Here is a 12,886-nt window from a genome sequence, read left to right as displayed (position 1 = left end):
AGATAGTTGCTTGGTTTAACTCCCAATATAAATCAGTACAGATAAAGAATCGATCGGGAGAAGGGTCTTTCGGTGATACGATAGGGTTTCGATCGGAGCGGGGATCGGGGTTAACCGAACTGCGAACGAGCGAGGGGAGGTTAGATCCGAAAGATCGTGGAAGGTTTCGTTGGCGATTCACGTAAAGGGCAAGTTTAATATCGATCGACTCCGCGAATGGATAAGGCTAAAATGACTAGCGAACGAATCTCTGCCTCAACTTTGGATGCCATCTTAGCCCTGCAAATGACGATCGCTTGGGCTGGGGAAGGTTTGTGTGAGCCGAAGCGGTTGGATTGGTGGCGGACAGACGTTGTTGATGCCGCAGGCGGCGGCGACTTATTTAAGCGGTTGTTGCCTAAAACTTACCAGTGGGCGGCACTTGAGGCGGTTAGATCGGCGGCAATTCAGACCGATCGACGAGAAAGAATCAAATTAGCGAAACCGGATGCGTTGAGAACTTTATTTTTTTGGGGTGCGAACGTTGACGAGCAACTGATCGATCGGTTAGTCGAGCATAAACGCAATGCTGTAAGCCAGATGCCATCGGCGGTTTTACCGTTATCGATCGAACTAGGAGCGTCTTTCGATCGAGCGGCATTTGAAGCGTTGTTAAGCATCTCGGATCGGATCGAGACTAAGATCGTTCCAGGCGGTAGGCTTTTGGTTGATGATGGTACGGAGGATCTGGACATTAAGGCGAAAAAATTAGCGGCAGCACTGCTGCCATTAGCGGATAATTATCCAATGCCGATGTATCGAATTGGGGAGCATTGACTTTAATGGCAACACTTGTAGCAAAAGAGCGGTTCGATTCTATGGCTACACCAGATGCTAAGACTTATGGCCAGGAGGTCATTGGGTTTCATTCGCGACAGTTGCGGGCATCATTACTTGTAGAGGAAAGTCGCGCCTACTGGGAGTATCTGCGGCTGGATCTCCCCAAGGAGCAACGCACTGAAGTCGCGTTTGCACAGCGATGGTTTGGGAGCAAAAGTATCGCTCGCGTGCAGCTATTGCTGGGTGAGTTGTCTTATCGCTACGATACATATCCAGACGCATTAGCGGTGTTAATCGGTTGGCAGCCCAGAGATCCGATCGCTCGTCAAAACATCTGCCATTGGCACCTGCAATTGAGCGATCCGACCTACCGAAAGTTTACAGGGGAGTTTTTCGAGCAGCGACGATCGCAGGGTGTATTGGCGATCGATCGCGATATCGTCACGCGGTGGCTAGCGCAGGAATTTAAGCTGGATTGGGCAACGGTCACACTTCAGCGGCTGGCTTCGAGTCTACTCACTTCATCAACGTCGGCAGGATTGTGTTCTGTGGGGGTGGGTAGTCGGACGATTACTTATCCCAAAGTGAGCGATGAGGCATTAGGTTATTGGCTGTATCTGCTCCGGCATCTGTCCTATTCAGGTTCGCCGATCGACAATCCCTATCTGCGTTCGGTGGGATTGAGCGATGTGACTTTAGAACAGCGGGTGAGACAGTTGCCTGGATTTGCATTTGCGCGGATGAGCGATCTCTACGATTTTGGCTGGCAGTATCCAGATCTCCAGGCTTGGGCGGCGGGGGTTTTGGAAGGGTGGGGTGAGAACGGCGGATGACGGGTACACTATTTACAGATGTTTCACTAGATCGATCGATTGCGGCTCTCCGGAGCGATTTGCTCGAAGCTAGCGGCCCGAAAATTAGCACGATGCGAAATTATCGGTTTGCCATTTTAGTCTACGATCCAACCGAAGAATTTAAGCTGCGCCGATTAATTCGGAATTTGAGCGACGATTTGAAAGGCGGTGGTTGGAATGTCCGATCGATTTCGCTACATCAACTGCTATTAAATCGGATTAAGGCTGAAGATCCTAAATTAATCGAGAGCACGATCCGGATGGAACACCGTCTCTATGAGCGCGATCCCGATCGAGCGTTGAATCATCTCAAAGATAAACTGTCGCACTACATTGATGGCGTGGATGGGATTGCTAAAGATGTTGTAAATTTAATCGATGAGTTTGCCACTGAGAATCCCTTGGTGGTAAACCGCACCCTGGTTTTATTGGCACGGACAGGGGCACTTTATCCCTTTTTTCGATCTTCAGCATTGCTCAAGCTGATCGATGGGAAAATGCGGAATTTGCCTGTGGTTTTACTCTATCCTGGCAAGCGTCAAGACTTAAATGCACTGTCGTTTATGGGTGAGTTGTCGGCTGACCGTGATTATCGCCCGCGCATTTATTCATGATGGAGAACTTCGATGCAGATTAAGGATGTATTTGCCAATGATGTGACGCGCGATATCGCTCCAGTCATTTACTTCCATGAGCAAGATCCGGCCAAGGTAGCGGCGGAAGTTTCCGAGTACATAGTCACGGGTGGATATCCTGAAAACGATCCCCGCTCCAAGATTGGAATTCACGAGCAGTTTGTCAAATTGTTGAGCAGTCTAGCCGAGGAACTGCAAAAAACTGGCGGGGTAGAATTACCCGCCTCATGGATTTCTGGATTTTACGGTTCGGGGAAATCTAGCTTTGCCAAACTGTTGGGATTAGCTCTAGATGGCTTAATTTTGCCCGATGGACAGGAGATCGCTGAAGTTTTTCTTAAACGGGATGAATCGCCTAAATCCAATGAATTTAGGGCGGCTTGGACGAAGGTTCGGAGTCTGGTACAACCGATCGCCGTCATCTTTGATATTGGAGCGGTGGCACGGGATGACGAACAGATTCATGCAGCCGTGAAGCGGGAAATCCAGAAACGGCTGGGCTATTGCAGTACCAGTAATTATGTGGCAGATTACGAGTTAAACCTCGAACTTGAAGGTCTGTGGCCGGAGTTTGAAGCGAGTGCCCAGCGGCTGCTCGGTCGGGCTTGGGCTGAAGCGAAAGATAGTCGGATGGCTGAGGAAGAATTTTCTCAGGTGATGCACGCGATGAATCCGAGTCGGTATACCGATCCGTTGAGTTGGTTTGAGAGCCGTGCGGGGGCGAATACGGGTGAAGGATCTTCGGTCGATGAAACGATTAAAGCGATCTCCGAAATGCTGCGGTTGCGGGCTGCGGGTAAAACGTTGTTTGTGGTAGTCGATGAAGTCAGTCAATACATCTATCAAAACAACACGCGGATGTTGAAGCTTCAGTCTTTTGTCTCGGCTTTGGGGCAGAAGCTCAAGGGGCAAGTTTGGCTGTTGGCAACGGGTCAGCAGAAGTTAGAGGATAGCGACGACGAAAGCAGTATCGGTAAGCTCAAGGATCGATTCCCGCCTAAGTTGCGGGTGCATTTGGCACCGACGAATATTCGGGATGTGGTGCATAAACGCTTACTCAAGAAATTGCCGACGCAAGAAGGGGCACTGAGGGAGATATTTCAGCAGTATCGGAGCGATCTCAAGCTGTATGGATATCAGTGTCAGACGATTTCCGAAGAAGATTTCGTGGAAGTCTATCCCATGCTGCCAGGATATGTCGATCTGCTGATGCAAATTACGTCGAATTTACGCTTACGATCGAGTCGAGCCAAGGGTGACGATCATGCGATTCGCGGGCTGTTGCAGCTTTTAGGCGACCTGTTTCGCGAGCGAAAGCTAGGCGCAAGACCTTTGGGAAATTTGATTACCCTCGAAGACATTTTCGAGGTACAGCAGTCATCGCTGGACAATGATATGCAAACCACCCTGACGCGGATATTTGGTCAGGATGAAGTATTGCAGGATGCGCTCTTGGCGCGGGTGGCGAAGATTGTCTCGTTGCTGGAGCTAATTCAAGAACAAGAGCCGACAACGGTGGCACTGGTGAGTCAATGTCTCTACGAGCGGTTGGGACAGGGCAATCAAGAGGGGCGGATTTCCCAGGCGTTGGAGCAACTGCGAGAGCTGAATCTATTGTCTTATTCAGAGAAGACGGGCTATAAGCTCCAAAGCTCGGCAGGTCAGGAATGGGCGCGAGAACGGGATAGTTACAGTATTATTCACCTGAGTTCGATGAGGCATAGCCTCATCGAACTCAGATGTGACAACATGTTCAGCTTAATAGCAAATTTTATGTAAATTTTGGCACGATAAAACCCATCATTAAGATGATTAATGATTGAAAATATTGAGTTAAGTTAATAAATAAATAATCGGCTAAATAGGAACAATACTAAAGAAGTTTTGAGCAGGCTCATCTAGCTTCAAACTCGGCTTTTTAGGTTGATGAGTATAAGCAATTAATGCTGTAATCAGATTTAGCATGAAATTATGCAAGCTCCGATGGCGAGAATGGACTAAATAACAAATATTTTTTAACTGGTCATTTACCGTTTCAATCAGCGAGCGTTTCCGAAGTGATATTTTGTCATCCATCAAGATGAGCTTGTTTTTCATATTAGATTTTAGTGGCGTAATTAGCTGCAATCCTTTATTTAATAATTCTTCAAATAGTTCTTTCTTAATATATCCTTTGTCTCCAAATATTTTTCCTGATATTCCCTGTGTCATTGATGGCAAATGTGTGCGGTCATCGACATTGCCAGGTGTGATTTTTGCAGCTTAATATCTCTCCGCAATCATTAATAATTAAATGAAGCTTGAATCCAAAGTACCATCCCATAGAACTCTTACTCAGCTTGGCAGTTTCTTTGAAAACCTTATTTCTTTTAATTCTTTTTGGGTGACAAACTGGAATAGCCGTGCTATCCACGAAACTAATTCCAGTCACCTTACCTTGACGAGAGTTGAGATAATAAAGGCAAGCTATTAAAACATTTGGCATCAACTCCACCATTCTATTGTAACTAACCAACTTTGGAAAATAATCAGTTAAGTTTTGACAAACATTTTTGAGGTAATAATCCTTAAATGTTCGATAGCTTGACTGATGGAAATGAATAGAAATAGTCATGACCTCGCTCAGTGATAGGCCGCAGCGTTTTGGTAAGCTATTACCGTTGGCAGGGAAAGATATTGATGAAAAAGTTGCCAGCCAATCTTGGCAGAAATCATCTATTTCACAAAATAGTTCGGTTAAGTCCATCATCTAAGTGTGGTTTTCTAATATATATATTAATTTAACCAGAATCAGAGATTATACATAAGGGTTGCAATGCTATTTGTACTTTTATTCGCCGACCGCTCCTCAGAACTTTTAATAACTTATTAATTGTTAATTATTTGTAATTATCGATCGACGTTTTACTTCCAAGTCATTATCAATAATCAAAGCTTATTGATAATGACTTGGAAATATCTCATTTTAATAATTGATGTTTATGACTCAAGCACAGTCAGAGACTTGATTTGATGATGAGGCACAGCCTCATCGAACTCAGGTTATTCCTAACGAATCGAGCGCGATCGTTGCCGACAAGTTGAAGGATTTACTGGGCGGGGCGGCAAATCCAGGCTACAAAGGGAAGAAGTTTCGGTGGGCTGCTTATTACAGCGATGGGCGACAGCGGCAAACCGATCGATTGCAAGTCCCGAACGAACTGGCGACGATTTCGATCGATTTTCAATATCTCAAAACCCAGGAGGAGAAAACCGCCGCAACCTGGATTCAGACCAGTGATACGCCAAACTTCAGAGATCGGTTGATTTGGGTGGTCGGGAAATTAGATGATTTGGATAGCTTGCTGCGAGACTTGGCAAGGTCGCGGCATATTGTCAACAAGTATCAAGGTCGGAGTGCGTCGATCTCGATCGGTAAAGAACGGATGCTGTTTGACGAGCAGAGTCGGTGTGAAGGCTTGGAAACAAAAGTTAAAGATGGCGTTGTCCGCGCGTTTCTAGATGGTGCGCTCTATTTCCGAGGTCGTCAGATGGAGGTGAAGAATTTCGGCAATGGCTTTGCAGTGGTGTTAGAAAAGGTGGGAGAAAGTATCCTACCCGAACTGTTCGATCGCTATTTTCAATAGTCCGGACAGATTTATGGAGCTAGAGAGCCATAGTGGAGAAGACTATCGTAGTTAGGATGGGATTTAATCAAAGTCGGGTCAAGTTCTAACATGGAAATAAACCGCTCAAGTAGATGTCCATTGAGAGCTAGCCGCTTGTAAGTTGCCATTGAAAAAGATTGCGGCTGTGAATCTTCCCCAGTATCCGACTGAGTTTTTTGCTGTTCAAGCTTGGCAATATTGAGAGCTGCCAAGGATGCATTGAAATGAAAATCCAGGGATTGTTGGTGGCGGGATTGACAGTCGCAAAGCCCAGTAAATTGTTTGGCATCACGAAAGATGAATTCGATTTGAAACCGAGATTTGTAGTACTCGTACAGACTGATGGGATTAATCATCGTGTCGGTAGAAAAGAGCAAAGCTACTCGCTGCTTCTCGGGATGACGTTGGTCAACCAAGTAAACGATGCGAATTTTACGTTTAAGTGAAACATGCCAAACCACTTGGCTATACAATTTAGTGCCATTAGCTAACTCACCACCGAATTCCAGTCGGGACAAATCACTCAAATTCACCTTGCCATCATACTTACGCGGCGCACCTTTGGGCTTTTGCTTGCCAGTGTAGCAGTATCGTAGATCCGCATCAATCCGCAATTTGCTAATCAAATGAAGGTCTAGCTCAATCACCCCATCAACAACAGATTTCTTACTGTAAAAGCTGTCTGCGGTTAAATATTTTACTACCGCAGGCAAATGGGAGCGAGCTATTTTCAGTTGTTTCAGATAGCCTTTGACTCGCTCAGAAATCACTGGTTCTGTTTTCGCTTTCGATTTAGATTTAGATTTCGACTTCGATTTCGACTTCGATTTCGACTTCGATTTACGCTTCTTCTTCGCCGTTGGTTTCGCGTCGGGGATGGGTTGACGCTCGGTTTTTGCAGTTTGTTGTACTGAGAGAGTGTAACCTTGATGGGCTAATACATCCACCACTGCAATCACCGAAATTTCTAACCCTTTTTGAGACTTGCTGATACTACCGTTATAGAAATTATCTACTCCCCATGTCTGTTTTCCACTCTTGCTGATAAATGAGCAATCAATCGCTGCGATCTGCTCTCAATTTGGTTCAATTGCTGCTGCAATTGTCTGCGCGTGGAAGGGAATGAAATCGAATGTTTTTTTGTACTGACGACGGTATGTTCGTTCGCTATACTGCCCATAACGACTGAGATTAGTAAAGTTTGCCTTGCCGCATACCACAAACAACGTCACAAATATACTGGCTAAGAACTGGCGTTGCGGTTTGCTAAATTACCCACTTTGGCAAGTAGGTTCTGTACAATATCCATAGGGCAATTCATCTGGTACTTGGGTTCTACTTGTACTTTAAGCGATGAATTGCTTTTTTTGGATCGATCGATCATTTTTCTTTTCAAAAGGTGTCCGGACTATTGATTTTGATGTGGCGATTATCCCATCCGAACTGAAGCAGCTACTAGAAAAGGATTTAATCGGGCCTTCGACTAAATTTATGCAGGATGGGCTAGGCATCCTGGAGCTAGATGCTGGCAAGTATAACCCGACCTGTGCCGGAGAGGTGCCCGCACGGATCGGTGAGTATGTCTTGGCTGAAAATGGGGTCTCTGGGCAAGTGTTGTTGAACTTTTTTGGCGGGCCACCTTATGGTTACGCGCCGGATGTGGTGAAGGCTTGTCTGGCTGGTTTATTTCGGGCGAGTAAAATTCAAATTCGGCTCGAAGATGGTACTAGTGTCACGTCGATTCGCGATCCTGGGGTGATGGATTTATTTACGAAGGATCGAGATTTCAAACGCGCTGACATTCTACCGCCGAGCGATCGCGGCATTAGTCCCCGCGATCGGATTGCCATTTGTACGTTATTCAAAGATGCCCTGGGTATCGATCTCGATCGTGAAGATGATGCGATCGCCGATGCGGTATTTAAGCAGTTCCCCAATCAAGTCAGGCGGTTGCGAGAATTGGAGCACCGTTACAATAAGCTACCCAATCGGTTAGATTTACCTACTAATTTAGCCAAGTTGCAATCGGCATTAGAAAAGTGTCTCAAATCCCGCCAAGTCGAACCTACGCTGCTAGAAGTGAAGCGAAATCTCGATGTTTTACGCGATGGGATACAACAATTAGGCATTCTAGAGACCGATCTGACTGATGACGCAATCGCCGCAGTATCGCGGGCGGGGTCGGTTCAGCAGCATCAGGTTGCCCAACTCGAACAAGTAGGATCGGCGACTGAGGTGCAAGCCGAGATTGCAGCGGTAGCGGAACAACTGGCGATCGATCGACCGTGGCGCGATATTGCACGTCTGGAGCCGCAATTGCAGACAATCGAGTCTCACTATACGATCGTCCGGCGATCGCTATTGGAGAAGCAGGAACAGCAGGCAGAAGCGATTCGCCACAAGGTGAAGCAGCGGTCTGGCTATGCCCGACTCAGCCCAGACAAGGCGACCTATGTACTTCGTCCGGTGACGGACGCAACCTACGATACGACTGCTGAAGCACTTTATCCCCAATTACTGGAGCTAAAAGATTCGGCAGTGTTGAGGCTAAACATGGCGGAGGAAGAGGCGAATAGTTATCTGGACGATGCCCTGTCACAAGCCACCGACAAACAGGTGATGACGATTGCGATCGAGTTAAGTGGGCGGGAAGTCAGTTCGCCAGAGGAGGTGGAGGTGCTAGTCAACCAACTCCGCGATCGCTTATTATCTCAGCTTGATGGTAAGTCCAATATTCGTATTCGGTTGATCTGAGTCGGAGTAAAAGCGAAAACCCTAGAAATCCCCCTAAATCCCCCTTAAAAAGGGGGACTTTTAAAGCCCCCTTTTCAAGGGGGTTGGGGGATTCAGATCTAAAAACGAAGTCAATCAATCATGTCAAATCGCTCCATGTCCTATCTCACGCCGGAAGCTAAATCCAAGTTATCCGCAACCATTCGCAGCCTGCGGCAGCGGTTACTGGAGGATTTGCAGAATGCTGGGGAAGGGACGTTTCGCTTATCGATTAAAGCTGCCAACCAAGCGGGGTTGACGGAAGCAAATCGAGTCAAGCGGCAGCGATTGGAGCAATGGGTGGAGATGCAGGTGCGGGGAGAAACTGCGGGTAAAAAGCTCAAGGAGGAGCAGCGGCAAAAGATTGCGGAGCGGCAATTGAGATCGCTCGAAAAATTGGCAGCGGCGACGTTGTTAAATCGGCTGGTGGTAATCAAGCAGATGGAGGCGATGGGGCTATCGAAGCCTGCGGTGGTGACGGGTGGGTGGCAAAGTCCTGCCTATCGGGAGTTTCGGGAGTTTGCGCCGGATTTGTGCAAGGATGAGACGGAGGGCTACGGGACGCTATTGCAGTTGCTCTGGGATGAGTTGGCGTTGGCGATGCCTGGGTTGTTTGGGCAGGTGAGTCTGACATCGTTATTACCGATTCCGGCGGGTACGTTACGGGCGGTAGTGGAAGCGTTGGATGCGCCGGAGTTGAAGGAGATTTGGCAAGATGATACGACGCTGGGATGGGTGTATCAGTATTGGAACGATCCAGAGCGGGAAGGGTTGGATGCGAAGCTGAATGCGGGGGGAAAGGTGGAACCCCATGAGATCGCTAGTAAGACGCAGATGTTTACGGAACGGTACATGGTGGAATGGTTGCTCCAGAATAGTTTGGGGCAGTTATGGTTGGCAATGTGCCAGAAGAACGGCTGGGTAGCTGAGGCTGAGGCGGATGGGACTTTGGCGCGGTTAGAAGCACGGCGGCAGGTATGGCGGGAGCGACGTGCAGCGGGGGAAGTGTCTTTGGATGAGTTGATGCCGATCGAAACCGAGCAGGAGCAACAGTGGAAGTACTGGGTACAGCAACCGTTGACGGCGGCGGCGGTGAAGTTTGCGCCTGGGAGTCTGCGGGAGCTGAAGTTGTTAGATCCGGCTTGTGGATCTGGGCACTTTTTGGTAATTGCGGTGGGGTTGCTATTTGCGCTGTATCGGGAGGAAGGGCGGCATCTGGGGGAGGATCGATCGAATCGCCAAATCGTCGAGTCGATTCTGGAACATAATTTATACGGCATCGATATCGATCCCCGTGCGGTGCAGATTGCGGCGGCGGCGTTGGATCTCAAGGCGAAGTCGTTGTGCCCAGATGCCAGTCCGAAGCTGCTAAATTTGGTGGCATCGAATTTACAGGTGGCGGCGTTACTGGAGGAAGATCCGATGTTGGTGGAGTTGCGCCAGGAGATTTTGGCAGCGACGGGGATTCCAGAGGATTTGACGAATCGAATCGTCCAAGCGTTGAAGGGTGCAGATCGGTGGGGGAGTTTGCTGAAGGTAGATAAGGCGGTGGATCTGGCGGTGCAGGATTATGGACGCACGATTTTCCCCCCAGCGCAAGGAAATTTGTTTAATCCGGTGGTGGTGCAGCCCGAATTTAATTTCGAGCAGGCAAAGGCTTCGGTGTTAGAAAAGTTGGAGCAGTTTTTGGGGCGATGTACGCGGGGTGACGATCTCGGGTTGCGGTTGCGGGGGGAGCAGTTGACGGCTGGGGTTCGGTTTATTCGGATGGTACAGGAGAATTCTTACGATCTGGTTGTGGGGAATCCCCCGTATCAAGGGACGAGTAAGATGTCGGATAGTAGTTATCTCGAACAACATTATCCTAAAGGAAATGCAGATCTATATGCGGTATTTTTAGAGCGTGGGTTGCAGTTAGCAAAGCAGGGTGGGATCTCGGCATTGTTAACGATGCGAAACTGGATGTTTATTAAGCAGTTCAGTTCTATTCGAGAGTTTTTGATAGACAAATATGATTTGCGGTTGTTGGGAGATTTCGATCGAGGTGCATTTGATGAGGTGCCAAATGAAGTTTTAGCAGTAACATTGAGCGTATTTCAAAAGCTAGCTCCAACTTTGGAAGTAAGTATCGCATTACAGCCAACGCCACTAGACGAGCTTGCTTACGATCGCCAAAGAACAAATCGAAAACGATCGGCTGTCTTGGCGCAAGTGGGAAAGTTTGAGTTTAAGAGCGATCGATTCACCGCTATCAAAGAAAAGCCGATCGTCTACTGGTGGGATGAGGAGTTTCTCGATAAATATGCTGCAACATCCAAGATTGGTGATGAAACTACAGTCAGGGCGGGAATGCAAACTTCAAATAATATTCGCTATCTTCGGCTTGCATGGGAAATCGATTTAAGTAATGTTTACTTAAGAAAAGATAGTCAATCTTATGAAGGTGAAAGCCTTAATAAATGGGTTCCATATGTTAAAGGTGCAGCAGGGAAAAGATGGTTTGAACCATTAAGTGATGTTATTTTATGGGAGAATTCTGCTTTAGAGAAGCAAGTAATGTTCGACTTTCTTGGTTCTAAAGGTGGGGGGAATGGCACTCCAAGTCGGCATTTGTACTTTCATTCTGGAATATCATATTCAACTATAGGCGCAAATTTCTCTGCTCGAATTAGGAGATTTAGAAGTGTGTTTGACATTTCAGGAGCTTCTGTTTTTCCAAAAAATCCGATAGAGAGTACGGTTCTCCTGAATAGTAAAGTTGCAAAAGATATTCTTATTGCTCTTAATCCAACTGTTAACTTTCAAACAAGCGATATTGAAAGACTTCCACTCTTTTATATCGACTCATCCGACGAAATCTTCACCAAATTAGATCTCACCTTCACCGAACACGAAGCCGCCCGCGAAACCTCCGTCGAATTTAGACAACCTGGAACCTCCGGCTGGAACTACGCCCAAGCCTGGGCACAGCAATCGGTCGATCGACCTTCCGGTACACCCCTCCCCGACTGGAACCCAGATTACGAACAACCCCCCGCGACAAATTGGGTTTCCTACGCCCTCGGTATTGCCCTCGGACGCTTTGGAGCCAACGGCGAGGGCATTCTGACCAAAACTCCTGAAACAGCCCTGCCCCACGGCATCCTGTACCTCTCCGCCTACTCCGGCGATCGACCCGAATCAAAAGACAACCTCACCCATCCCGCCTGCCAACCCCTCATCACCGCATGGCAACAACACGGTAGCTCGATCGCCACCGCCAAACTCCGCGACTGGCTCCGCCTCAACTTCTTCAAAGACATTCACGTCAAGATGTACGAACAACGCCCGATCTACTTCCCCCTCTCCTCCGCCAATAAAAACTTCGTCGCCTACATCAGCATCCACCGCTGGACAGACACCACCCTCACCAACCTCCTCGCCGAATACCTCTTTCCCGAACTCCGCCAACTCGAAGGCGAACTCAGCGACCTGATGGACTCCCGCAACCAGGGCGACAAAAAACAACAGAACCAAGCCGAAGATCGCTACAGCAAAATATCCCAACTCGCCACCGAACTCAAAACCTTTGCCGATCTCGTTCAACAAGTCGCCGAACAGGGGGCACCTCCAGCCGAACCCAGCGATCCCCCCCGCGAAACCGATGCCCGCTTTAGCCTCGATCTCGACGACGGTGTAATGGTCAACAGTGCCGCCCTCTGGCCGCTCCTCGCACCTCAAGGCTGGAAAAAGCCCAAAACCTGGTGGTCGGAACTCTGCATTGCCCAAAGCAAAGGCAATAAAGACTACGACTGGTCGCACCTCGCCGCCCGCTACTTCCCCCAGCGCGTTGCCGCCAAATGCCAAATCGACCCCTCCCTCGCCGTTGCCCACGGCTGCTTCTGGCACTATCACCCCGCCAAAGCCTACGAATGGGAACTCCGCCTCCAAGACGAAATCGCGAGCGACTTCACGATCGACGAATTAGACTCCGAGCGGCTCCGGCAGCAGTTTGAAAGCGATTATCCCGATAAGGTTAAAGAACTCCAAGAAAAAGAAGCCAAACGTCGCGATAAAAAGCGGAAAAAAGCAGATGATACGGAGGACTTGGGGCCTTTGTTTGAGGCTGCGGCTGAAGCTGGGGATGAATGAGCAATTTTTGGCGTTGCTGAATTGGAGT

The 12,886-nt window shown here is 48.2% G+C and carries 9 protein-coding genes and 1 pseudogene; 7 read left to right on the top strand and 3 right to left on the bottom strand.

Features of this window, described 5'->3' with window-relative positions:
• Positions 1-231 precede the first annotated feature (231 nt).
• From brxE to brxC, 4 genes are read left to right on the top strand one after another with little or no spacing between them, the layout of a single operon-like run.
• Complete coding sequence (gene brxE / locus CHA6605_RS30420) at positions 232-816, top strand: BREX-6 system BrxE protein (protein ID WP_015329009.1); 585 nt, start codon at positions 232-234, stop codon at positions 814-816.
• Positions 817-821: 5 nt separating this feature from the next.
• Positions 822-1,652 (top strand): hypothetical protein, encoded by an 831-nt coding sequence (locus CHA6605_RS30415; RefSeq protein WP_015329008.1) that lies wholly within the window; start codon positions 822-824, stop codon positions 1,650-1,652.
• The gene (locus CHA6605_RS30410; protein WP_015329007.1) at positions 1,649-2,287 is read left to right on the top strand and encodes a DUF1788 domain-containing protein; all 639 of its coding nucleotides are present in this window, start codon (positions 1,649-1,651) and stop codon (positions 2,285-2,287) included. The genes CHA6605_RS30415 and CHA6605_RS30410 overlap by 4 nt, the downstream gene beginning before the upstream one ends.
• A gap of 12 nt (positions 2,288-2,299) precedes the next feature.
• Positions 2,300-4,087 (top strand): BREX system P-loop protein BrxC, encoded by a 1,788-nt coding sequence (gene brxC / locus CHA6605_RS30405; protein WP_051039072.1) that lies wholly within the window; start codon positions 2,300-2,302, stop codon positions 4,085-4,087.
• Between the two features lie 78 nt (positions 4,088-4,165).
• Here brxC and CHA6605_RS30400 read toward each other — a convergent pair.
• Positions 4,166-5,054, bottom strand: a pseudogene (locus CHA6605_RS30400) (IS982 family transposase).
• Positions 5,055-5,388: 334 nt separating this feature from the next.
• On the opposite strand from CHA6605_RS30400, the gene CHA6605_RS30395 reads away from it, so the two are divergent.
• Positions 5,389-5,934: a hypothetical protein gene (locus tag CHA6605_RS30395; RefSeq protein WP_041550354.1), complete on the top strand. Its 546-nt coding sequence runs from the start codon at positions 5,389-5,391 to the stop codon at positions 5,932-5,934.
• Positions 5,935-5,945: 11 nt separating this feature from the next.
• Here the strand turns inward: CHA6605_RS30395 and CHA6605_RS30390 are convergent, their stop codons facing one another.
• Entirely contained in the window at positions 5,946-7,001 is a 1,056-nt protein-coding gene (locus CHA6605_RS30390; RefSeq protein ID WP_232432265.1) for a transposase, read from the bottom strand.
• Between the two features lie 30 nt (positions 7,002-7,031).
• Positions 7,032-7,187, bottom strand: a complete 156-nt coding sequence (locus tag CHA6605_RS34815; RefSeq protein ID WP_157260291.1) for a hypothetical protein — start codon at positions 7,185-7,187, stop codon at positions 7,032-7,034.
• A gap of 121 nt (positions 7,188-7,308) precedes the next feature.
• On the opposite strand from CHA6605_RS34815, the gene CHA6605_RS30385 reads away from it, so the two are divergent.
• Both CHA6605_RS30385 and pglX read left to right on the top strand, forming a co-directional pair.
• Positions 7,309-8,709, top strand: a complete 1,401-nt coding sequence (locus CHA6605_RS30385) for a hypothetical protein (protein ID WP_051039071.1) — start codon at positions 7,309-7,311, stop codon at positions 8,707-8,709.
• Between the two features lie 135 nt (positions 8,710-8,844).
• A complete protein-coding gene (gene pglX, locus CHA6605_RS30380; RefSeq protein ID WP_015329004.1) occupies positions 8,845-12,858 on the top strand; it encodes a BREX-6 system adenine-specific DNA-methyltransferase PglX in 4,014 nt (1,337 codons plus the stop codon).
• The last annotated feature ends 28 nt before the right edge of the window (positions 12,859-12,886 follow it).

It is taken from the genome of Chamaesiphon minutus PCC 6605 (assembly GCF_000317145.1).
GTDB classification, from domain to species: domain Bacteria; phylum Cyanobacteriota; class Cyanobacteriia; order Cyanobacteriales; family Chamaesiphonaceae; genus Chamaesiphon; species Chamaesiphon minutus.
Note: the sequence above shows the minus strand (reverse complement) of the source record. Positions and strands in the feature narration are given on the sequence as shown.

Bases quoted from the DNA above. Each gene is read 5' to 3' on its own strand.
- brxE (WP_015329009.1), top strand. From the start codon at position 232: ATGACTAGCGAACGAATCTCTGCCTCAACTTTGGATGCCATCTTAGCC.
- CHA6605_RS30415 (WP_015329008.1), top strand. From the start codon at position 822: ATGGCAACACTTGTAGCAAAAGAGCGGTTCGATTCTATGGCTACACCA.
- CHA6605_RS30410 (WP_015329007.1), top strand. From the start codon at position 1,649: ATGACGGGTACACTATTTACAGATGTTTCACTAGATCGATCGATTGCG.
- brxC (WP_051039072.1), top strand. From the start codon at position 2,300: ATGCAGATTAAGGATGTATTTGCCAATGATGTGACGCGCGATATCGCT.
- CHA6605_RS30385 (WP_051039071.1), top strand. From the start codon at position 7,309: ATGAATTGCTTTTTTTGGATCGATCGATCATTTTTCTTTTCAAAAGGT.
- pglX (WP_015329004.1), top strand. From the start codon at position 8,845: ATGTCCTATCTCACGCCGGAAGCTAAATCCAAGTTATCCGCAACCATT.